At 73.7% G+C, this 19,751-nt stretch carries 21 protein-coding genes; 8 read left to right on the top strand and 13 right to left on the bottom strand.

The features are described 5' to 3' along the window. The first annotated feature begins 22 nt into the window (after positions 1–22). Both hemG and hemQ read left to right on the top strand, forming a co-directional pair. A complete protein-coding gene (gene hemG / locus ACFYO9_RS19765) occupies positions 23–1,486 on the top strand; it encodes a protoporphyrinogen oxidase (RefSeq protein ID WP_358775223.1) in 1,464 nt (487 codons plus the stop codon). 4 nt (positions 1,487–1,490) lie between these two features. Next, positions 1,491–2,219: a hydrogen peroxide-dependent heme synthase gene (gene hemQ, locus ACFYO9_RS19760; RefSeq protein ID WP_358775221.1), complete on the top strand. Its 729-nt coding sequence runs from the start codon at positions 1,491–1,493 to the stop codon at positions 2,217–2,219. An 18-nt stretch (positions 2,220–2,237) separates the two neighbouring features. Here the strand turns inward: hemQ and ACFYO9_RS19755 are convergent, their stop codons facing one another. The 7 genes from ACFYO9_RS19755 to ACFYO9_RS19725 all read right to left on the bottom strand — a co-directional run bounded on the left by ACFYO9_RS19755 (position 2,238) and on the right by ACFYO9_RS19725 (position 9,515). Then, entirely contained in the window at positions 2,238–3,848 is a 1,611-nt protein-coding gene (locus ACFYO9_RS19755; protein ID WP_358775219.1) for an alpha/beta hydrolase, read from the bottom strand. A gap of 108 nt (positions 3,849–3,956) precedes the next feature. After that, positions 3,957–4,730 carry a TIGR04222 domain-containing membrane protein gene (locus ACFYO9_RS19750; protein WP_358775217.1) on the bottom strand — a complete coding sequence of 258 codons (774 nt, stop codon included), beginning with the start codon at positions 4,728–4,730 and terminating at the stop codon, positions 3,957–3,959. Between the two features lie 100 nt (positions 4,731–4,830). Further along, a complete protein-coding gene (locus tag ACFYO9_RS19745) occupies positions 4,831–5,586 on the bottom strand; it encodes a DUF4142 domain-containing protein (protein ID WP_355805076.1) in 756 nt (251 codons plus the stop codon). 164 nt (positions 5,587–5,750) lie between these two features. Continuing rightward, positions 5,751–7,094, bottom strand: coding sequence for a DUF692 domain-containing protein (locus ACFYO9_RS19740; protein WP_358775215.1), 1,344 nt, complete (start codon positions 7,092–7,094; stop codon positions 5,751–5,753). Between the two features lie 102 nt (positions 7,095–7,196). After that, positions 7,197–7,964 carry a DUF4142 domain-containing protein gene (locus ACFYO9_RS19735; RefSeq protein WP_358775213.1) on the bottom strand — a complete coding sequence of 256 codons (768 nt, stop codon included), beginning with the start codon at positions 7,962–7,964 and terminating at the stop codon, positions 7,197–7,199. A gap of 67 nt (positions 7,965–8,031) precedes the next feature. Next, positions 8,032–8,715, bottom strand: a complete 684-nt coding sequence (locus ACFYO9_RS19730; protein ID WP_358775211.1) for a TIGR03086 family metal-binding protein — start codon at positions 8,713–8,715, stop codon at positions 8,032–8,034. 137 nt (positions 8,716–8,852) lie between these two features. Then, positions 8,853–9,515 carry a TetR/AcrR family transcriptional regulator gene (locus ACFYO9_RS19725; RefSeq protein ID WP_358775209.1) on the bottom strand — a complete coding sequence of 221 codons (663 nt, stop codon included), beginning with the start codon at positions 9,513–9,515 and terminating at the stop codon, positions 8,853–8,855. Positions 9,516–9,855: 340 nt separating this feature from the next. Between ACFYO9_RS19725 and ACFYO9_RS19720 the strand changes: the two genes are divergently transcribed. Beyond that, positions 9,856–10,761 (top strand): NAD(P)H-binding protein, encoded by a 906-nt coding sequence (locus tag ACFYO9_RS19720; protein ID WP_358775207.1) that lies wholly within the window; start codon positions 9,856–9,858, stop codon positions 10,759–10,761. 71 nt (positions 10,762–10,832) lie between these two features. Continuing rightward, a complete protein-coding gene (locus tag ACFYO9_RS19715) occupies positions 10,833–11,198 on the top strand; it encodes a darcynin family protein (protein WP_355805093.1) in 366 nt (121 codons plus the stop codon). 47 nt (positions 11,199–11,245) lie between these two features. Here the strand turns inward: ACFYO9_RS19715 and ACFYO9_RS19710 are convergent, their stop codons facing one another. Then, a complete protein-coding gene (locus ACFYO9_RS19710) occupies positions 11,246–12,016 on the bottom strand; it encodes a peptidyl-tRNA hydrolase (RefSeq protein WP_358775205.1) in 771 nt (256 codons plus the stop codon). A gap of 124 nt (positions 12,017–12,140) precedes the next feature. Between ACFYO9_RS19710 and ACFYO9_RS19705 the strand changes: the two genes are divergently transcribed. Together ACFYO9_RS19705 and ACFYO9_RS19700 are read left to right on the top strand one after the other, a co-directional pair. After that, positions 12,141–13,073, top strand: coding sequence for an ATP-binding cassette domain-containing protein (locus ACFYO9_RS19705; protein ID WP_358775203.1), 933 nt, complete (start codon positions 12,141–12,143; stop codon positions 13,071–13,073). Beyond that, a complete protein-coding gene (locus ACFYO9_RS19700) occupies positions 13,073–13,741 on the top strand; it encodes an ABC transporter (protein WP_358775201.1) in 669 nt (222 codons plus the stop codon). Before ACFYO9_RS19705 ends, ACFYO9_RS19700 begins: the two co-directional genes overlap by 1 nt. A 49-nt stretch (positions 13,742–13,790) precedes the next feature. On the opposite strand, the gene ACFYO9_RS19695 is transcribed toward ACFYO9_RS19700, so the two are convergent. The 3 genes from ACFYO9_RS19695 to ACFYO9_RS19685 all read right to left on the bottom strand — a co-directional run bounded on the left by ACFYO9_RS19695 (position 13,791) and on the right by ACFYO9_RS19685 (position 15,727). Next, a complete protein-coding gene (locus tag ACFYO9_RS19695; protein ID WP_355805104.1) occupies positions 13,791–13,964 on the bottom strand; it encodes a hypothetical protein in 174 nt (57 codons plus the stop codon). A 44-nt stretch (positions 13,965–14,008) separates the two neighbouring features. Then, positions 14,009–14,947: a polysaccharide deacetylase family protein gene (locus tag ACFYO9_RS19690; protein WP_358775199.1), complete on the bottom strand. Its 939-nt coding sequence runs from the start codon at positions 14,945–14,947 to the stop codon at positions 14,009–14,011. An 87-nt stretch (positions 14,948–15,034) separates the two neighbouring features. Beyond that, entirely contained in the window at positions 15,035–15,727 is a 693-nt protein-coding gene (locus tag ACFYO9_RS19685; protein ID WP_358775197.1) for an alpha/beta fold hydrolase, read from the bottom strand. A gap of 182 nt (positions 15,728–15,909) precedes the next feature. Between ACFYO9_RS19685 and ACFYO9_RS19680 the strand changes: the two genes are divergently transcribed. Further along, complete coding sequence (locus tag ACFYO9_RS19680) at positions 15,910–16,101, top strand: tryptorubin family RiPP precursor (RefSeq protein ID WP_358775195.1); 192 nt, start codon at positions 15,910–15,912, stop codon at positions 16,099–16,101. A 133-nt stretch (positions 16,102–16,234) separates the two neighbouring features. Beyond that, positions 16,235–17,299 (top strand): cytochrome P450, encoded by a 1,065-nt coding sequence (locus ACFYO9_RS19675; protein ID WP_358775193.1) that lies wholly within the window; start codon positions 16,235–16,237, stop codon positions 17,297–17,299. Here ACFYO9_RS19675 and ACFYO9_RS19670 read toward each other — a convergent pair. Both ACFYO9_RS19670 and ACFYO9_RS19665 read right to left on the bottom strand, forming a co-directional pair. After that, positions 17,296–18,057: a class I SAM-dependent methyltransferase gene (locus tag ACFYO9_RS19670; RefSeq protein ID WP_358775191.1), complete on the bottom strand. Its 762-nt coding sequence runs from the start codon at positions 18,055–18,057 to the stop codon at positions 17,296–17,298. The genes ACFYO9_RS19675 and ACFYO9_RS19670 overlap by 4 nt on opposite strands. Positions 18,058–18,279: 222 nt before the next feature. Beyond that, complete coding sequence (locus ACFYO9_RS19665; RefSeq protein ID WP_355805119.1) at positions 18,280–19,641, bottom strand: PhoX family protein; 1,362 nt, start codon at positions 19,639–19,641, stop codon at positions 18,280–18,282. Positions 19,642–19,751 lie beyond the last annotated feature (110 nt).

The raw sequence follows: 19,751 nt of genomic DNA, 5'->3' as shown, positions 1-19,751 counted from the left end.
GCCGGTCTGAGAGAGTGGGGTCATGCGCGCAACGGACACACGTACGGGGATGGGCCACGCCGTCGTCATCGGGGGTGGGATCGCCGGGCTTGCCGCCGCGCATCGATGGCTCGCCTCGGGTCCCGGGCGGCGGGTCACCGTGCTGGAGGCCTCCGGGCGGGTCGGCGGCAAGCTGCACGCCGACGAGATCGCCGGTGTCCGCGTCGACCTCGGCGCCGAGTCGATGCTCGCCCGCCGTCCCGAAGCCGTCGCCCTCGCCCGCGAGGTGGGCCTCGCCGACCTGCTGGAGCCGCCCGCTACCGCGACCGCGGCGATCTGGACCCGGGGCGCCCTGCGGCCGATGCCCAAGGGGCACGTCATGGGCGTGCCCGGCGACGCGTCGGCGCTCGCGGGGGTGGTCTCCGAGGAGGGGCTGCGGCGCATCGGGCGGGACGCCGAACTGCCGCCCACCGAGGTCGGCGACGACATCGCCGTCGGTGAGTACGTCGCCGCGCGCCTCGGCAGGGAAGTCGTCGACCGGCTCGTGGAGCCGCTGCTCGGCGGGGTGTACGCCGGGGACGCGTACCGCATCTCCATGCGCTCGGCCGTCCCGCAGCTCTTCGAGGCGGCCCGCAGCCACGCCTCCCTCACCGAGGGCGTCCGCGAGATCCAGGCGCGCGCCGCGCGGAACCAGCAGACCGGGCCCGTCTTCATGGGCATCGACGGCGGCATCGGCCGCCTCCCGCTCGCCGTCGCCGCCTCGCTGCGCGCACGGGGCGCCGAGATCCTCACCGACACGCCGGTCACCGAGGTGCGGCGGAGCGCCGACGGGTGGGTCGTGACCACGCAGAGCGGCCGGTACGAGGCAGACGCCGTCGTCGTCGCGCTGCCCGCGCCCGCCGCAGCGAAGCTCCTGGACACCGAGTCGCCGGGCGCCGCGGCCGAGCTGCGCGCCGTGGAGTACGCCTCCATGGCGCTCACGACCCTCGTCTACCGCCGCGCCGAGACCGACCTCCCCGAAGGCAGCGGTTTCCTCGTGCCGCCCGTCGACGGGCACACCATCAAGGCGTCCACCTTCGCCGGCCGCAAGTGGGGCTGGATCGACCGGCAGGACCCGGAGCTGGTCGTCCTGCGCACCTCCGTAGGACGCCACCGCGAGACGGAGATCCTGGAGCGCGACGACGCCGAACTCGTCGCGCTCTCCCGGCACGACCTGCGCGCGGCCACCGGCCTGACCGCCGAGCCGGTCGCCACCCGCGTCACCCGCTGGAACGACGGCCTGCCGCAGTACCCGGTGGGCCACCACGCGCGCGTGGCCCGCGTCCGCGCCCACGTCGCCGCCCTGCCCGGCCTCGCGGTGTGCGGCGCCGCCTACGACGGCGTGGGCATCCCCGCCTGCATCGCGAGCGCCAACGCCGCCGTCGACCAACTGGGCGGGCACCTCGCCGGTGTGGAGGAGCTCACCCGCAACCCGGTGCAGAGCCTGCACGGCGGCGGAGGAGAATAGCCCCATGAGTGACGACGCCCCCGCCAAGACGCCCAACGCGGGCAAGAAGGCCAAGGACCTCAACGAGGTCATCCGCTACACCCTGTGGTCCGTCTTCAAGCTGCGAGACGTGCTGCCCGATGACGGCACGGTTCGTGCGGGCTACGCCGAAGAGGTCCAGGACCTCTTCGACCGGCTCGCCGCCAAGGACATCACCGTCCGCGGCACCTACGACGTCTCCGGCCTGCGCGCCGACGCCGACGTCATGATCTGGTGGCACGCCGAGACCTCCGACGAGCTGCAGGAGGCCTACAACCTCTTCCGGCGCACGAAGCTCGGCCGCGCCCTGGACCCGGTCTGGTCGAACATGGCGCTGCACCGCCCCGCCGAGTTCAACAAGTCGCACATCCCGGCGTTCCTCGCCGACGAGACGCCGCGCAACTACATCAGCGTCTACCCCTTCGTGCGCTCCTACGACTGGTACCTGCTGCCCGACGAGGACCGCCGCCGCATGCTCAAGGACCACGGCATGATGGCCCGCGGCTACCCCGACGTGCGCGCCAACACGGTCGCCTCGTTCTCGCTCGGCGACTACGAGTGGCTCCTCGCCTTCGAGGCCGACGAGCTGTACCGCATCGTCGACCTCATGCGTCACCTGCGTGCCTCCGAGGCCCGGATGCACGTCCGTGAAGAGGTGCCGTTCTACACCGGCCGCCGCAAGTCCGTGGCGGACCTGGTGGCGGGCCTGGCGTAGGGCTCGACGCTGTAGGGGTCAGCGCTCCCGGGGGAGTTCCGCCGCGCGGATCCCGGACGTCGGCGAGGGCTCCTTGTGCGGTGCGCACGCCGCGCGCCGCCCGGGGAGCTCGCCGTGCAGGAGATACGCGTTCAGGTGCCCGTTGACGCACTGGTTGGGGCCGCCGCCGATGCCGTGCGTGCCGGCGCCCCGCTCGGTGACCAGGACGGACCCTTCAAGGCGGCGGTTCAGCTCCCGCGCCCCCTCGTACGGCGTCGCCGCGTCGCGCTCGGCGGCCAGGATCAGGGTGGGGGGCAGCTCGCCGCCGGCCGCGCGCACGTCCAGGGGCTGCTGCCGGGGCGCCTTCCAGTAGGCGCACGGCAGGTTCATCCAGGCGTTGTCCCAGGTCTCGAAGGGTGCGGTGCGCGCGAGCCGGGTGTTGTCGTGGTCCCAGGTGGCGAAGTCGGTGGGCCAGTCCGCGTCGTTGCACTCCACGGCCGTGTAGACGGCGTTGCCGTTCTCCTCCTCCGCGGCCCCCTTCGGCTCCGGCGCGGCCTGTTCGATCAGCGGCTTGGGGTTGCCCTTGAGGTACGCGGAGAGCGCCGCCGCGCGCATCGGCCAGTAGTCGTCGTAGTACCCGGCCTTGAGGTAGGCGCCCTGCAGCTGACCGGGGCCGACCTTGCCGCCCGCGGGCTTGCGGACCAGCTCGGCGCGGACCTTCTCGTAACTGCGAAGCACCTGCTCGGGCGTGCCGCCCAGGTGGTAGGTCTTGTCGTGCTTGGCCACCCAGGCGCGGAAGTCCGCCCAGCGCCGCTCGAAGGCCGCCGACTGGTCGAGGTTGTTGCCGTACCAGATCTGCCGCGGGTCGGGGTTGACCGCCGAGTCGAAGACCATGCGGCGCACGTGCGAGGGGAAGAGCGTGGCGTAGACCGCCCCGAAGTACGTGCCGTACGAGGCGCCCATGAACGTCAGCTTCCGCTCACCGAGGGCCGCCCGCAGCACATCCAGGTCACGCGCGTTGTTCAGCGTCGTGTAGTGGCGCAGGCCGGGGTTGCGGGCCGCGCAGCCGCGCGCGTACGCCTTCGCCCGCGCGATGCGCTCGCGCTTGTACGCCGCGTCGGGGTGGGTCGGCGACTGCGTGGGCGCCTTGATGTACGACTTCGGGTCCTCGCAGGACAGCGGCGCCGAGCGGCCCACCCCGCGCGGGGCGTAGCCGACCAGGTCGTAGGCGGCGGCGATGTGCTTCCACTCGGGCATCATGCCGACCATCGGGAAGTACGTGCCGGAGGCGCCGGGTCCGCCGGGGTTGTAGACGAGCGAGCCCTGCCGGGTGACCTTCTTGTCCGCCTTGTCCGCCGCCTTGCCGGTGGCCTTGGTGCGGCTGACGGTCAGTTTGATCTGCTCGCCGCCGGGGCGGGCGTAGTCGAGCGGCACGGAGACCGTGCCGCACTTGATGGACGGCGGGAGGCCCTCGGCCTTCGCGCAGGTGCCCCAGTGGATCCCGGCGGCCTCGGCGCGCTGGGCCGCGACGGCGGTGCCGAACGTCTCGGGGGAGGGCGGGGCGCCGCTCGCGCTCCCCGCGGGGGCGGCGACGAGGGCGGTCAGGACCAGGGATCCGGCGGTTCCGTAACGGACGGCTGCTGCTCTCATCGCGCGTGCATACCCCTTTTGTTCGGTTGTGCCTGCGGAAGTGCTCGAACAAAAGGGATGATTCGTGTGGTAATTGACGAAGTAAAGCACCGGCCCCCCGGTGTCGGCTCAATGACCCCGTTGCCCCGCATCCCGGTGCGGCCGCTGCGCGAAGGCCGCCCGCAGTCCGGGGTCGCCGGTGGCGCGGACCCCGCGCACCGCGACGGCGGTGAGCCCCTCGCCGCGCGCGGGCAGCGCGCCGAGGAGCCGCTGGCCCGCCGGGGACGCCCACCGCGTGTACGGGTGGATCTCGACGCGGGCGATGAGCAGACAGCCCGCGCACACCAACAGGGGCAGCGCGAACCAGACCGCGACGGGCACCTGCCCGGCGACGCCGGGACCCTGCCCCGGCAGCAGCACCGCGACGGCGCCGAGGGCGAGCACCGCCACGGCGGCGGCCCGCACCTGGCGCACCGCGGCCGCGACGCCCGTCCCGGTGTCCTCCGGGAACGCGAGCCCGGCCGCGACGAGCCGGTCCGCGAGCGCCCGTACCGGGTCGGCGGCGGCCGCGGCCCGGCGTATCTTCGCTATCCGCGACTGCCCGTCCCGGCCGATCGCGCCGAGCACCGAGCGCTCCATGGCGTCGCGGCCCACCGGGTCGACGACGGTCGCCCATCCGGTGTGGGCGATCAGCAGCCGGCGCGCCCCGGCCATCGCGACGAGCGTCACGTCGGCGACGCGGACCGGGCCGCCGGACAGGAACGCCGTCTCGTAGAGGGTGAGTTCGTGTCCGCGGGCCGCGGCCTTCTCCTGGGTGGCGGCGCGGCTCGCGGCGAGGCAGAGTCGGCCGCAGGACAGCCCGGCGGCGGCCCAGGCGAGGAGGAACAGAGGGACCCAGAACATGGCGGTTTTCTATGCGAAGGCGCCGCATTCCGCCATGGCTTATTCACCATGCGGACACCCGGTGACGGGTAGGTAACGTTCCGCTTGGCGTCGCTCCCGGTCACCGGGTGGCGGGTGCGGGCCGGGAGACGGCAGGGGGCAGCGGGTAGGTGGGCGACGGTGTGACGGGTGCGGCGGGATCGGGGGAGTCGGTAGGGCCGGGCGGCGGCGGTGTCCGGGTCACCGGTCCCGCGGGGCCGGACGTGGCCGCGTCCTTCGCCAGGCCGTCGAAGTCGACGAGGCCGGTGCCCTCCAGGGCCTTGATGTGGTCGAGGACGGTCGTGTTGGCGTCGTCGGCCAGGCCGCGCACGAGCGAGTTGCGGGTGTTCGCGCGCACCAGGGCCACCAGGGAGAAGACCGTGCCGTGGGCGCGCCGCAGGAGGTTGGCGAACTTCTCGTCGTACGTCTCCCCGCGGGCGGCGCTCAACTCGGCCAGCCAGGCGCGCTGTTGGGTGTTCGGCTGACTGGGCAGCTCAAGGCTGAGCCGGGCCGCGACCTCGCGTACCCGTGCGTCCAGGAAGGTGTGCCCCTGTACGAGATGTTCGCCCGCCGTGCGCACGGCGCGGGTGGTGCCGCGCTCCTCGGCCTGCTGCCCGGCGGGCAGCTCCCACAGCCCGGCGAGACGCACCTTGGTGAGGAACTCCCGGTCCTGGGCCGACAGCGGCCCGAAGTCGGTCGGTACGGACTCGGCGTCGAGCCGGTCGAGCGCGGTGCCCGAGCGGTCCTCGTAGGACCAGAGCGGAAAGATCAGCGCGGTCAGGGTCGCGACGAGACCCGCCACGATGAGGCCGGTGCCGTTGATGGTTCGGGATCGCATGACGCCTCCTGGTGCGCCACCGCACGTTAGTGCGCGCCGGGCGGTGCACGGCACGATACGGCGGGGAGTACGTCAACTGCCTTACGCGGCGGCCGGGTTGCCCGGTGCGGAGGGCGCCCGCAGACGGCGGACCCTCGTCTGCACCACCTGGCCCGCGACTCCCGTCACCTCCGCAGCAGGACCCGGCGGGTGGCCCGGCGCAGGCGGGCGGCGGGGCGGTGCGACAGGGGGGCCGGGCCCGAGCGCTCCCGCCACCAGGTCCGCAGCTCTTCGCGGGCGGCCGTGTCCTCGGGCCGGCCGGTGGACAGCAGGTGGGCGGCGAAGTGCAGCGCGTCGTGGCGGTAGCCGGCGGTCATGGGGCGGGAGCGGGCGTAGGCCAGGAAGTGGGTGCGGTACGCGGGGCCGAGGATCCCGGGCAGCTCCGGGGCGACCTTCGCCACGACGTCGGCACGCTTGGCGGCCAGGGCGTGGCTCTGCACCTTCAGCCGCGCGTGGTCGAAGCCCTCGGGCGCCGGGGTGCCCGCGACGAGCGCGGAGAGCAGCGAGGCCTGGGCGAGCGCGGTCCGCTGCCGGGCGGCCGGGGCGGCGGGCGCCACCTCGCGCCGGGCGGCGGGCTCCGGCACGGGCAGCTCGCCCGACACCTTCACGGTGGCCCGGATGGCGTCCAACTCGCTCTCCAGTTCAGCGGGTTCGGGGAAGTTCTCGTCGCGCTCAAGGAGGACGCCCGGCGGGGACACCCGCGACGCCAGGTCGGCGAGGATCGCGAGGACCGGCTCGGGCACCGGGTGCGCGTGGCTGTCGTGCCACACCCCGTCGCGCTCGAAGCCGCCCGCCACATGGACGTACGCGATGGCCTCGACGGGCAGCTCGTCCAGGGCCCTTGCCGGGTCCTCACCGCGGTTGACGTGGTTGGTGTGCAGGTTGGCGACGTCGATGAGCAGCCGTACGCCGGTCCGCTCGACGAGCTCGTACAGGAACTGCCCCTCCGTCATCTCCTCGCCGGGCCAGGCGACCAGCGCCGCGATGTTCTCCACGGCGAGCGGCACGGGCAGCGCGTCCTGGGCGACGCGGACGTTCTCGCAGAGCACGTCGAGCGCGTCGCGGGTGCGCGGCACGGGCAGCAGGTGACCGGCCTCCAGCGGCTGCGTCGCGGTGAGGGCGCCGCCGGCCCGTACGAACGCGATGTGCTCGGTGACCAGCGGCGAGCCCAGGGCCTCGGCGCGCTCGGCGAGCGCCGTCAGCCGCCCCTCGTCGGGGCGGTCCGCGCCGCCGAGCCCCAGCGAGACGCCGTGCGGCACGACGGTCACCCCGCGCTCGCGCAGCCGCAGCAGGGAGTCGGGCAGATGGCCCGGGCAGAGGTTCTCGGCGACGGCCTCGACCCAGTCGATGCCGGGCATCGCCTCCACGGCATCGGCGATCTCGGGCCGCCAGCCGATCCCCGTACCCAGTCGTGCGATCCCCGTACCCAGTCGTGCCGGCCGTCCCAGGTGCCTCTCCTGACGCGTCATGCCGCTCCCCTTCGTCCCGCGGGCCCCCGTACCCCCGGCCCTCCGTCCTCAGGGCATGACCGGGACGGAGGCGGGCGAACCCTCCGGGGAGGACGTTCAGAGCTACATTTGAGGTTCCGGCCGGCCCGTGTTGACCTGGCCGGGCGGCGCGGGCGAGGGGCGGGACGTGGCCGACACGTCGCCGCTGGGCCCGGCGGGCGGCGCCTGCGGGGGCGCGACACCGGACGGCGGGGGAGGTCCGGTGGGGCTGGCGGTCGCGGTCGAGGCGGCGCCGTTCGCGATCCCGTCGAAGTCGACCTCGCCGGTGGCCTCCAGCATCGTGATGTGGTCGAGGACGGTCTGGTTGGAGTCGGTGGCGAGCTGCCGCACGAGCGAGTTGCGGGTGCTGTCGCGGACCAGCGCGATCGCGCCGAAGACCTTGCCGTGCGAGGCGCGCAGCAGATTGGCGAACTTGCGCTGGTACTCCTCGCCGCTCGCCGCGGTCAACTCGTCCAGCCAGCCCTGCTGTTGCTCGGTGGGCTGGTTGGGCAGCTCGACACCGAGCTGCGCCGCGACGCCGCGCACCCGGCGGTCGAGGTCGGTGTGGCCGACGATCAGATGGTCGCCGGCCTCCTTGACCGCCTTGGTCGGCGCCCGCTCGACGGCCTGCTGGCCCGCGGGTATCTCCCACAGCCCGGCGAGCCGCACCTTCACCAGCAGGTCCCGGTCGGCCGCGGAGAGCGGCCCCCACCGGGTGGCGACGGAACCGGCGGCCAGATTGGCCTGCCCGGTCCCGGCCCGGTCGGCGTAGGACCACACGGGGAACGCGATCGCCCCCAGCGTGGCGACGAGTGCCGCGATGATCAGAGCCGTGCCGTTGACGCGCCGCAAGGTGCCTCCCGTGGTGCTCCGGTGTCGCCGGTGATACCGGGGAGTACGGAAGATACGGGCGGGGCGTTCAACCGCGCGAGATGTCGGACGCGAACGGTACGGGGGAGCGGCCCAGGTGGGTCAGCACCTGGTCCAGGGCGCCGGCGTCGGGCGGAGCGGGCAGCGCGGGCGCGAACGCGGCGCCGGGGCCGCGGAGTTCGGGCGTCGCGGGCACCCGGCGGGCCACCGCCAGCGCGGCGGCGACCACCTCGTCGGGGAAGGCGACCGGGACGTCGAGGGTGACGGCCACGTCCCAGGCGTGCACCACGTAGTCGAGGAGGTGGAACCCGACGGCGGTACGTCCGGAGAAGCTGCCGCCGAGCTCCGGCAGCACGAACTGCCGCTCCCTGCCGTCCTGGTCGTACCCGGCTCCGTACTCGGCGAAGGCGGCGACGACGTGCCGCACGGACTCCTCGTAGCGGGCCGACGGGTCGCTGCCCAGGTCGAGTTCGAGCCAGAACGTGCGGTCGTCCCCGGCCCCGCGCGCGGCCGCCGCGAAGCCGTGGTGCTGGGCGGTCATATGGGTCACGAGGCGGCGCAGGGTCCAGCCCGCGCACGGGGTGGGGCGCTCCCAGTCCGCCGCGTCGCGGGCGAAGGAGAGCACGTGCAGGGAGGTCTGGACGGCGGTGCGGTCGAGGGCGACGAGATCGGTCACGGTGTGCCTGCTTTCCGGGTCGGGGTTCCGGGTGGGGCGGGAAGCCGTCGAAGGCATGCAGCAAGCATAAAACTAAACGAACGGTCGTGCTAGCGGGTTTCGGTGCCGGGTGGGCCAGTGCCTCAGGGGGCGGATGCGTCAGTGCCTCAGGGGTGGATGGGCCAGTGCCCCACGGGGGCGGATGGGTCGGCGCCTCAAGGGAGTTGAGGCACTATCCCCGGATCCGTGGCCGCCGCCCGCAGCCGCGCCGTGATGCCCGAGCTCGCCCGCCGGTACGCGTCCGGCGAGCCGTGCAGCACCGAGTGCGCGTTGGCCGTCTCCATCAGGGCGATGAGTTCGAAGGTGAGCTGCCCGATGTCCGTGTCCGCCCGCACCTCACCGGCGTCGCGCGCCTCGCCGACGCAGCGCTCCATCTGCCCGGTCCAGCCGCGGGCGGCGTCGACGACGGCGTCGTGCACGGCCCCTTCGCGCGCGTCGTACTCGGCCATCGCCCCGTAGAAGAAGCAGCCGCCGGGGAAGACCCGGCGCTCCGAGTACTCCAGCCAGTTCGCGCAGAGCCGTGCCACCTGCCCGAGGCCGGGCGGCTCCTCGCGCGCGGGCTCCACCACCGTGTCGAGGAAGATGCGCCCCGCCGCCCTGACGGTGGCCAGCTGCAGCTCCTCCTTCGAGCCGAAGAGCGCGAACACCCCGCTCTTGCTGAGGTTCAGCTCGGCGGCGATGCGTCCCAGCGACAGGGCGTCGAGCCCCTCGACGGAGGCGATGTCGACGGTGCGGCGCAGCACGAGGCGGCGGGTCTGGTTGCCGCGTTCGACCCGCCCGTCCAGCCGCCCGCCGGCCCCCGCGGTGCCGCCGCTCACGACCGCCCCCGGGGCCGGCCCGACGCCACACGTTCGCGTTCCGCTCTCACCCGCATGTCTACCCCTGCTCCTGTGCCCCTGCGCTCCTGGCTCTGCGCCCGGCTCCCGCTGCCGGCCGGGTCCGTCCGTGCCCGCACCTTAGTGCCCTGGGAGCCCTTGATGCCCGGGGTGGCGCCCGGCACCGATGGCGTACGACGGACACCGTGGTCGCCATCCGCGCTGCTCAGCCCGGTCATTCCACTTTGAGCAATGATCCCGTGCCGAAGTTCCCCTTGTCGCAATGACCTGGCGCTCCACAGGATGAGGACCTACCGAAGCCGCACCGAGCCGCGAGGTTTTCATGATCGTCATCACCGCTCCCACCGGGAACATCGGCCGCCAACTGCTGCCCCTGCTCCTGGAGTCCGCCCCCGCCCACGGCGAGCGCCTGCGCGTCGTCGTACGCGATCCGGCCCGCCTTCCCGACGCGCTGCGCGACCGGGTCGAGGTGGTCGTCGGCTCGCACGGCGACGCCGATGTCGTCGACCGGGCCTTCGCCGGCGCGGACGCCGTGTTCTGGCTGGTCCCGCCGGACTCCGCACGGACGCCGGACGAGGGCTTCCGGGGCTTCACGCGTCCCGCCGCGCAGGCGCTCGTCACCCACGGCGTCCCCCATGTGGTCGGCGTCTCCGCGCTCGGCCGCGGCACGCCCGTCGCGGGGCGGGCCGGACTTGTCACGGCCTCGCTCGCCATGGACGACCTCATCGCCGAGACAGGCGTCGCCTACCGCGCGCTGGCCAGCCCGTCGTACTTCGAGAACTTCCTGGAGGACGCCGAGGAGATCCGGGATAAGGGCGTCTTCACGGACGTCGTCGACCCCGACCGCAAGACCCCCCTCGTCGCCGTCGCCGACATCGCGGCCGTCGCCGCCGGGCTGCTCCTGGAACGTACGTGGTCCGGCGTCGACAGCGTCCCGGTCCTCGGACCGCAGGACCTCTCCCCGAACGACCTGGCCCGCATCATGACCGAGCGGCTCGGCAGGCCCGTGCGGTACGAGCGCGGGACGTTCGACGAGCTGTACGCCACCCTCGTCGGTTACGGGCTCGACGAGACGTTCGCGCGGGGCGTCTGCGACATGAAACGGGCCAAGGACGCGGGCCTCGACGCCGGCGTCGCCCGCACGCCGGCCACCGCCACGCCCACCACGTTCGAGCAGTGGTGCGACCGGGTGCTCAGGCCCGCCGTCGAGACCTCGCCCGCGGCCTGACCTTTTCCGCGACCCGACCCGCACCCGTATCCGTAATCCCGTCATTGACACACCTCCCGGAGGCCCGTCCCATGTCCGCACAGGAAACCGCCCTGCCCGTCACCGCGTTCATGCTCGTCAAGACCACGCCCGAATGGCTCGCCATGACCCCGCAGGAACGGGTGGAGGCGTTCACCACGCAGGTCGTCCCCATCGTCAAGGCCGGGACCACCGGCGTCCGGTCGCGCTTCTACGACACCGAGTTCTACTCCACCCGCGTCACCGACGTCTGGGTCTGGGAGGCCGTCGACCACGCCGCCTACCAGCGCCTCGTCGACGCCCTGCGCGAAACCCCGTTCTGGGACCGCTACTTCGAGGTCGTCGACCTCCTGGTCGGCACCGAGAACGGCTACGCCCGTACGTACGGGGTCGAGGCCGTCACCTCGATCAGCACCTGAGCCTCAGCACCTGATCCGCAGCACCTGATCCCTCAGCACCCGATCCCTCAGGGGCCGAGGAGTCCGATGCGGTTCACGCCCTCGACCGCGACGGTCGGGCCGGGGGCGATCTCGGTGAAGCCCGCGTCGCGGACCACCGGGTTGTCGCCGGCGCACACCACGCGCCAGTGGTCGGCGTCGGCGGTCCGCACGGAGAGCGGGAAGCCGGCGTCGCGCCAGGCCGCGCGCTCCTCGTCCGAGAGGTCCCACCAGGCGAGTTGGGCGCCGTGGCCCGCCTGGGCCATCGTCTTGCCCGCCGTCATCTCGACGTGGGGGTTCAGCCAGAGCACGGGGTGCGTCGGGTCGGCGCCGGCCGGCGGCTCCGGGTCGTCGAGTTCGGTGCCGGAGACCTGGAGCCGCGCCAGCTCCTTGGGCCAGCCGTCGAGCGGTACGGGAGGGAAGACGCGGACCTCCGCCGACTTGCCGGTGACCGTGATGCCGGGCAGCGCCTCGGCCTTGCGCCACTCGGCGCCCCTGGCCCGCCGCACCACCTTGCGGATACGGGCGTCCTGCCAGTCCCGCACGGCCTGCGCCCACTCGCCGTCGCCGAGGGAACGCGCGTCGCTCAGCATCACCAGGACGGCGCGGGCCGCGGTCTCCAGGGCGTCCGTGCGGGCCGGCGGAGTGGCGCGCTCGATACGGGCGACGAGGGGCAGCACGAACTGCGGCGCCTCGTCGCGCGAGGTGATCTCGTGCCGGAACGGGCTGTCCTGCGCGGCAGGCCCGTCGGGGGCGCTGGCGGGGGTGCTGTCGGGGGTGGTCGTCTCTTCGCTGCTCACGCGGCAAGTCTGCCAGCCTCCCGGCCGACGGGCCGTGCCCGGCCCCGGCCCGTACGTGGATCGTGTCTGCCCCGGCCTATACGTGGATCGTTACCGCCCCGGCCCGTACGCGAGGATGGCCCGCATGGAACGTGAGCACGCCGTACGGCTCGACAAGGTGGGCCGCCGCTACGGCATGCGCGGCCCCTGGGTGCTGCGCGAGGTCGACCTCGGCATACCGGCGGGCGCCCTGGTGCGCGTCGAGGGCGGCAACGGCACAGGAAAATCAACCCTGTTGAGGCTGCTCGCCGGGATCGACGCGCCCTCCGAGGGGCGGGTGACCGGGCGTCCGCGCACCGCGTTCGTGCCCGAACGGTTCCCCGCCGCACTGCCGTTCACCGCGGTCGGCTACCTCACGCACATGGGGTGCGTCCACGGTCTCGCACGCGGTACGGCCCGGCGCCGGGCGACGGAGTGGCTGGAGCGCTTCGGCGCCGACGGGTACGCGCGGACGCCGCTGTCGGAGCTCTCCAAGGGCAGCAGCCAGAAGGTCGCCGTGGCGCAGGCGCTGCTGGCCGACCCCGAACTCCTCGTCCTCGACGAGGCGTGGACCGGTCTGGACGCGCCCGCCCGCGGCGAGCTCGACCGCGCGGTGGCCGAGCGCACCGCGGCGGGCGGCTCCGTGGTCTTCGTGGACCACGACCCGCTGCGGCTGCGGGGCCTGGCGGAGGCGACATACGCGGTGACGGGCTCGACGCTGAACCGGCGTACGGAACACGTGACTTCGGGGGAGTGGGAGGGGCCCACGGTGCTCATCGAGGTGCAGGGGCCCACGGGGGTGCGCGGGACCGCGCTCCCCGCGCCGGTCGCGGCGGCGGTCGTGGCCGAGGCGGAGGGGGTCGAGGCGGAGGGGGCCGCGCCAGGTCTGCTGCGACTCACCGTGCCCGCGCCCCACTCGGACCGGGTCCTGCGGGAGCTGCTGACGGCACGACCGCCGTGGCATGTGGTGCGGGTGCACGCCGCGGCCGCCGACGCCCATGCCGCGGTGCGGGCGGCCACGGACGAGGAGGTGCGGTGATGCGTGCCGCGCTGCGCTACCAGACCGCCCTGCTGGTGCGGTCCCAGCGATGGCTTCCGCCCGTGATCCTGTACGCCGTGTTCCTCGGCGTCGGCGTACAGGGCGGGCAGCCCATCCTGGACTCGCTCGCGTACGCCGCCGGGGGCCTGCTGCCCGTGGCGGGCTGGCTCGCCCGTATCTGCGTGTCCAACGAGCCGCCGGCAGCGCGCAGTTGCTCCGCCGCGGCCATCGGCCCCGGTCGGGCCCACCTCGCCTCGCTGCTGGCCGCGCTCCTCACCGCCGCCGCGCTCGGGGCCGCGGCGGTGTGTGTCGTGACGGCCATCAGCGACGCGACGAGCACGAACGCACGGGTGCCGGTGGAGCGGCTGCCCGCGGGCGCGGCCGGATTCCTCGCGATGCTGGTCAGCGCGTTGCTCGGCACCGCGCTCGGGGCGCTCGCCTCCTGGCCGCTGCTGCGCTCCGCGGGCCGCGCCGTGCCCGCGCTGCTGCTCGGCGCGCTGTTCCTGCTGGTCACCACGGGTTCCCCGGCCAAGTCGGTCCTGACGGACCTGACCACGGGGTCGCGGGAGGGCGCGGTGCCCGCCCCGCTGGGCGCGCTCGTGGCGGCGCTTGCCCTCACGGCGGCGGCGCTGTGGGGGGCGTGCGCGCTCAGCTCGCGGCGCGGTTGACGGAGCGACGGTCGACGGATCGATTTGTCGACCGGCGCCGGGGTCCCGCTCAGCCCGAACAGGCCGAGCGCTGCGCCTCCTGCCACTCGCACACCGGGCAGAGCGTGACGCCCCGCCGGGACTCCGGGTACTCGGTGGTCGCACGACAGAGCACACACTCGGCGAGGGGCTCGTCCGGCCGGGGCTCCGACGGGGCCGCTGTGCGGTGCTGGTCATCCGTCATGCGGACCAGCCTAGTCGGGCCGGTTCAGGACCCGCCGCCCCGGTTCAGGACCTGTTGGACGCGTCCCGCCCCGCCGAGTCCGCCGCGTCCCCCGCACCCGTCGCCCGGGGCGTCGCCCCCGTCGTCCCCGGCGCCCCGGACGACCGGATCTGCTCCGAGACCCGGACGAACCGGTACCCGCGCTCGCGCAGGCCGGGGACGATCGTGCGCAGGGCCCGCTCCGTCGCGGGCGCCGCGCTGCGCGTGCAGTGCAGGACGACGACCGAACCCGGCCGCACCCCGTCGAGCACCTGCCGGGCGACCGCCGAGGAGTCCGTGGCGAAGGCGTCGCCGCCGACCACGTCCCACTGCACGGCGGTCACGCCGCCGGGCGCCAGCGCCCGCAGCGCCTGCCGGTCGTAACAGCCGCCGGGGAAGCGGAAGTACGGCACGCGGCGCTCGACGCCCGCCGTGCGGAACGCGGCGAAGGCCCGCTCCATGTCGGCGCGCATACGGGCCGAGGGCACGGTCGGCAGTCCGTAGCAGTCGCCGGTGTAGGCGTGGTGGCTGTACGAGTGGTTGGCGACCTCGAAGAGCGGGTCGCGGCCGATGTCCTTGGCCTGCTTCGGGTACTCCTCGGCCCACCGGCCCGTCATGAAGAACGTGGCGGGCACCTTCAGCCGCCGCAACGTGGCGACCAGGGCCGGATTGTCGAACCGCTCACCGGCCGCCGCGCGCGGCCCCTGGTCCGCGGTCATGTCGGCGTCGAAGGTGAGGGCGACGGTACGGCCGTGCTTGCGGGACCCGTTGGTGAACACGGGGGTGATCCCGGCGGGGCCCGGCGCGAGGGTCGGGGGAGCGGACGAGGAGGGGGCGGTCGGCGCGGGGCGGGCGGTGTGGCCCGCGTGACCGGACGTGGCGGTGCCGGCGCCGCAGCCGGCGAGGGCGACGGTCAGGGAGCCGAGGGCGCAGAGCGCGGCGCATCTCCGTACGAGAGTGATCACCCGCGCGACAATATAGGCATTAATACGCCAAATAGGACAACGGGCCCCAGAGGTCGCGAGGTCTCACTCCACCGCCACGCCCGGCCCTCAGAGCCACCCCTCCAGCGAGCCCATGAACGCGTCGAAGTCGTCCCGGTACATGGTGTGCCCGGCGCCCCGGACCGTCCGCACCTCGAACCCGCGCCGCACCAGCTCCTCCTGGAGCGCCGCGTCGACGACGGGGCTGGGGTCCGCGACCTGGACGAGCGAGGGGACGACCGGTGCGGCGGGCGTGTGGTCGGCGGCGTGCGGGCCGGACAGCGACAGCGCGGAGTCCGGGTCCCAGGCGGCCAGCGTGGCGACCTCGACGTCCACGTCGGCCGCCTCCCAGCGCGGGTTGAACTTCGCTATCACCTGCCGCGAGAGCCGCTGGAACGCCACGAACGCCGCGGGGTCGACCGCGCCGTCGGTGCCGAGCGCCCACGCCGGATCGCAGTAGACGGCCCGCGCGGGCGCGAGCCGCTCGGCCGCGAGGGACAGGGCGAGACCGCCGAGTGAGTGCCCGAGCGCGAGGTCGGCGCCGGCCGGCAGCGTGTCGACGAGGTCGTCGGCGAAGAGCCGCGCGCCGTACGTGCCCCGCCCGCTCGCGCCGTGGCCGCGCAGATCGACGGCGATCACGCGGTACCCCCGGTCCGCGAGGGCGGGCCCCACGCGCCGCCAGGTGCGGTGGTCCGACATCATCCCGTGGATCAACAGGGCGATCCGGTCGCCGGTTCCCCACTCGTGGGTGTGCAGCTGCATCGTGGTGCCTCTCTCCTGCGTCCCCTGCGTCCCCCGCGCGCCCGCGGACGGCCGGACGGTCTCCAAGGATCTTGGTATCAGGAGCTCGTGTACCTCCGACGACCGGGTGAACCGGAACGGAACGCCGCCCCCGCCCCTCTTCCCCTACGGCATGGCCGTCCGCTCACCGACGCACTCCGGATATGCCCGGCATAGCCCATCACCTGGCCGTTTATCGGTTGTTGATCGGGGACGGAGATCCTCCGCTCGTCCGTGTCCGGCACGGACGAACGGAAACGACCGGAGGTATGCACATGAAGGTTGTCCGCTCCCTCAAGAAGAAGGTCACCGGAGAGAAGAGCCTCAAGTCCTACGCCTGGTACATCTGGTACTAGGCCGCAGGCAGGACACCGCGCGCATCCCGCGCGGACGCACATTCCGTAGGGACGCAACGCGCCGTCGAGGCCCGCGCCCGGTGTGCCGTGAACCGGCCGCCGGGTGCGGGCCTCCCGCTCCTGGAGACTCCCGATGTCCATATCCGGTACCGCCGGGCTCGCACGGACCACCCTCCTCACGCCCCGGCTCGACGCCCTGCTGCGCGACCACCGCGGCGAGGACCTGTTCCGCCTGGACGCCGACACGGTCGGCGTCGCAGGACCCGCCCTGACCGACCAGATCCTCGCCGCCCGGCCGGCCACCGAGCGCGAACGCCCCACCTTCAAACCGCTGCAGGGGCGTTCCATCCCGCGTACGGAGGCGGCCTCCGTCATGCAGGCCATCGGCCGCGACGTACGGGCGGCGCTGAAGAAGCCGGTGCCGGGCCGCCTCGACCTCTCGGGGCAGTGGCCGCACGTCGGCCACGTCTACCTGCGCGACCTGATCCTCGGCGCCGACCCGTACCGGCTGCGCATCCTCATGGACCGCACCCTGGAGCTCACACCCAAGCTGACCTGGGCGGTCATCGCCACCGGCGCCGCCCTGCCCGGCAGGCTCCGTCCCGGCGCGCCCGCCACCAGCATCGCGGGCCCGACCGCGAACGCCGCGAACTACAGCGAACGCCGCTACGCCATGGGCATGTACCGGCGCGCCGCCGCGCCCGTCTGCTTCACCGTCTCCACGCTCGTCGCCAACGCGTACTGGCTCGGGGCGCCGTTCGACGACGACACGCCGAACGAACACATCCTCTACGAGTCGATGCGGCTGCTCCCGCCGTCCTGGAACCTCCTGCGCAACGCCGGCCCCGAGTACCCCGCCCTCGACGACCGCATCGGCCCGGGCGACGACGTGCTGCTGCTGCCGCTGCTCAGCCACCGCGACCCGGCGCTCTGGGACGACCCGGACGTCTTCCGCCCCGAGCGCTGGGACACGCTCGACCCCGACGACCACCCGGGCTACCTCCCCTTCGGCCACGTCTCCGAGCGCTGCTGGGGGCGGCACATGGTGATGCCGCTGGCCGGCATGCTCCTCGACATCCTGCGCGCCGAGGGCGTGACGGTCGACCCCCGGCAGACCACGGCGAAGGTGCCGCTCGCGGGGCTGCTGGGCGTCGACAAGGTGCGGCTGGTGCGCGGGGGCGGCGGGACCAGGCCTTAGGCCTGCCCGTCCGCCTGGTCCGCGTCGTCCCGGCGGAACAGCGCCGCCCAGAGGAACGGTTCGCCGAAGCGCGGGGAGCCGGGTGGCTCGTCGTGCATGCGGCGGAGCTCGACCTCCGTCAGACCGGCGAAGATGCGGCGCAGCGACTCCGCCGAGTAGGCCAGGCCGCCGTGCAACCCGCCCCGCCGGTAGAAGTCCGCGTCGGAGAGCTCCGAGCCCATGCCCGCCTCGCCCGCCGCGAAGCAGCTGAGGGAGAAGTGGCCGCCGGGGGCCAGGAGTTGGTCGAGCAGGGCGAGATAGCTGACGCGGCGGTGCGGCGGCAGATGGTGGAAGCAGCCCGAGTCGTGGATCAGGTCGTACGGGCCGCTCAGCTCCGCCCCCACGAGTGCGAAGGCGTCACCGTGGTGGAAGCGCACCTCGGCCCCCGCCGCGCGGGCCCGGTCCGCCGCCCAGGCGAGGGCGCCCCGCGACAGGTCGACGGCGTCCACCGCGTAGCCGAGCGAGGCGAGGTGCAGGGCGTTGCGCCCCGGGCCGCAGCCCAGGTCGAGGGCGCGCCCCGGGGTGAGCAGACCTCGCTCCCCGTACGAGACGAGGCTTTCGTCGGGCTTGTCGGCGAAGAACGGCACCGGCTTCGAACGGTCGGCGTAGAAGCCGTCCCACCACGCCGCCCCGTCCGCCGACCACCGGTCGGCCGCCGGCTCGAAGAGCCCGTCCAGGAGCTTCATCACGTCGTCGATCGTGCGTACGCTGCGGTCCATCAAGTCCCCTTTCGCAGAACCTGATGGTAGGCCGCGCACACCCCATAGGCCCAGGTCAGAGCCGCTTTACGCGGGGTCCGCGGGGGCCGCCGAACGGCGTTCCGCGACCGTACGCGCGCCCCGCGCGAGGGCGGTGACCCACGGTCATCCGCCCCGCCCGAAGAACCGCCCGCGGGCCCGCCGAGTCCCGCCACGGGTGTGTTCCGCGCCGCGCCGGCGGGCCTATTTGTGCCAGGGACCCGTCACCGCGAACGTCGTGCCGGGGGTGTAGCAGTTCACGTACATCGTGTCGTGGTCCGGCGAGAAGGTGACGCCCGCGAACTCGCCCCACTCGGGCTTGTCGGGGGTGCCGATGTTCTGCCGGCCGCGGGCCATCGCGTAGACCTCGCCGCCGCGGGTGAGGCCGAACACGTACTGGGCGCCCCCGCCGTCCTCACACACCATCAGACCGCCGCTGGGCGCGAGGCAGATGTTGTCCGGGGACTCGCCGGGCAGCTGGACGTCGGTGCTCGGGCCGAAGAGGACGACGAGGGTGAGGCGGCGCCGGGACGGGTCGTAGCGCCAGATCTGGCCGTAGTGGTCGCCGGCCGAGCCCGCCGCGCTGTGCGCGAAGGACGACACGAAGTAGACGGACGAGCCGCCCCAGTAGCAGCCCTCCAGCTTCTGGGCGTGCGTGATGCCCTTCTTGCCGAAGTCCTGGAAGCGGATGGGGGTTTGGGCGGCGAGCGGGTCCGGCACGTCGACCCACTCGATGCCGTCGAAGGTCGCGCCGGTCTCCTTCACCGAGGAGAGATCCGGCACCCCGGGCACCCGCATCGCCTGCAGTCTGCCGCCCGCGCGCAGCGAACCCCGGCCGCCCTCGGGCTTCTTGGGCAGGAAGCGGTAGAAGAGGCCGAAGGGCTTGTCGAAGGCGTCCTCGGTCTCGTACACGATTCCGCGCTTGGGATCGACGGCGATCGCCTCGTGCTGGAAGCGGCCCATCGCGGTCAGCGGCACCGCGCCGGTGCGGTGCGGGTCGACCGGGTCGACCTCGAAGATGAAGCCGTGGTCCTTGGTGTAGCCGTTCGTGCCGGCCTTGTCCTCGGTCTCCTCGCAGGTGAGCCAGGTGCCCCAAGGGGTGGGCCCGCCCGCGCAGTTGACCGCGGTCCCGGCGATCGCGACGCGCTCGCTCAGGACCCGGTTGTGCCGGTCGAGCGCGAGCGCCGTACAGCCGCCCTTGCCCATCGGGTCGTACGTGAGTCCCTTCACGGTCGGCACCGGAACCCGGCCGTCGGCGCGGTTCTCGTGGTTGCGCACGAGGTTCGTGCCGCCGCTGCGGCCCCGGAAGGCGGCCATGCCGTCGTGGTTGCTGGGGACCTTGCCCTCGCCGGAGCGCAGCTCGTCGCCCTCGCGCGAGAGGACCGTGTAGCGGAAGCCCTTGGGCAGGTCGAGCAGGCCCTTGGGGTCGGGGACGAGGGGGCCGTAGCCGGCCTTCCCGTGCGCGGCCGCGGTGCCCGCGAAGAGTTCCGAGAGTGCGCCGGTGAAGGCGATCCCCGCGCCCAGCGCACCGGAGCGGGCGAGAACCTGACGTCGTGTGGCAGTCATGATGGGCAACCTCCTGCTGGCGGACAGGAATGTGACCGGATGTGTGTACCACGCGCCTGAGGGCACGGGAACCACGCGCGTAGCTTCCGTTTCGCGCGCCGTCCCGTGGC

It is taken from the genome of Streptomyces sp. NPDC005863 (assembly GCF_042871345.1).
Taxonomy (GTDB): Bacteria; Actinomycetota; Actinomycetes; order Streptomycetales; family Streptomycetaceae; genus Streptomyces.
Note: the sequence above shows the minus strand (reverse complement) of the source record. Positions and strands in the feature narration are given on the sequence as shown.

Bases quoted from the DNA above. Each gene is read 5' to 3' on its own strand.
- ACFYO9_RS19745 (WP_355805076.1), bottom strand. From the start codon at position 5,586: ATGCGATCCCGAACCATCAACGGCACCGGCCTCATCGTGGCGGGTCTC.
- ACFYO9_RS19670 (WP_358775191.1), bottom strand. From the start codon at position 18,057: ATGGACCGCAGCGTACGCACGATCGACGACGTGATGAAGCTCCTGGAC.
- ACFYO9_RS19730 (WP_358775211.1), bottom strand. From the start codon at position 8,715: ATGCCTTCGACGGCTTCCCGCCCCACCCGGAACCCCGACCCGGAAAGC.
- ACFYO9_RS19720 (WP_358775207.1), top strand. From the start codon at position 9,856: ATGATCGTCATCACCGCTCCCACCGGGAACATCGGCCGCCAACTGCTG.
- ACFYO9_RS19705 (WP_358775203.1), top strand. From the start codon at position 12,141: ATGGAACGTGAGCACGCCGTACGGCTCGACAAGGTGGGCCGCCGCTAC.
- ACFYO9_RS19685 (WP_358775197.1), bottom strand. From the start codon at position 15,727: ATGCAGCTGCACACCCACGAGTGGGGAACCGGCGACCGGATCGCCCTG.
- ACFYO9_RS19675 (WP_358775193.1), top strand. From the start codon at position 16,235: ATGTCCATATCCGGTACCGCCGGGCTCGCACGGACCACCCTCCTCACG.
- hemG (WP_358775223.1), top strand. From the start codon at position 23: ATGCGCGCAACGGACACACGTACGGGGATGGGCCACGCCGTCGTCATC.
- ACFYO9_RS19715 (WP_355805093.1), top strand. From the start codon at position 10,833: ATGTCCGCACAGGAAACCGCCCTGCCCGTCACCGCGTTCATGCTCGTC.
- ACFYO9_RS19750 (WP_358775217.1), bottom strand. From the start codon at position 4,730: ATGTTCTGGGTCCCTCTGTTCCTCCTCGCCTGGGCCGCCGCCGGGCTG.
- hemQ (WP_358775221.1), top strand. From the start codon at position 1,491: ATGAGTGACGACGCCCCCGCCAAGACGCCCAACGCGGGCAAGAAGGCC.
- ACFYO9_RS19740 (WP_358775215.1), bottom strand. From the start codon at position 7,094: ATGACGCGTCAGGAGAGGCACCTGGGACGGCCGGCACGACTGGGTACG.
- ACFYO9_RS19695 (WP_355805104.1), bottom strand. From the start codon at position 13,964: ATGACGGATGACCAGCACCGCACAGCGGCCCCGTCGGAGCCCCGGCCG.
- ACFYO9_RS19680 (WP_358775195.1), top strand. From the start codon at position 15,910: ATGCCCGGCATAGCCCATCACCTGGCCGTTTATCGGTTGTTGATCGGG.
- ACFYO9_RS19700 (WP_358775201.1), top strand. From the start codon at position 13,073: ATGCGTGCCGCGCTGCGCTACCAGACCGCCCTGCTGGTGCGGTCCCAG.
- ACFYO9_RS19665 (WP_355805119.1), bottom strand. From the start codon at position 19,641: ATGACTGCCACACGACGTCAGGTTCTCGCCCGCTCCGGTGCGCTGGGC.
- ACFYO9_RS19755 (WP_358775219.1), bottom strand. From the start codon at position 3,848: ATGAGAGCAGCAGCCGTCCGTTACGGAACCGCCGGATCCCTGGTCCTG.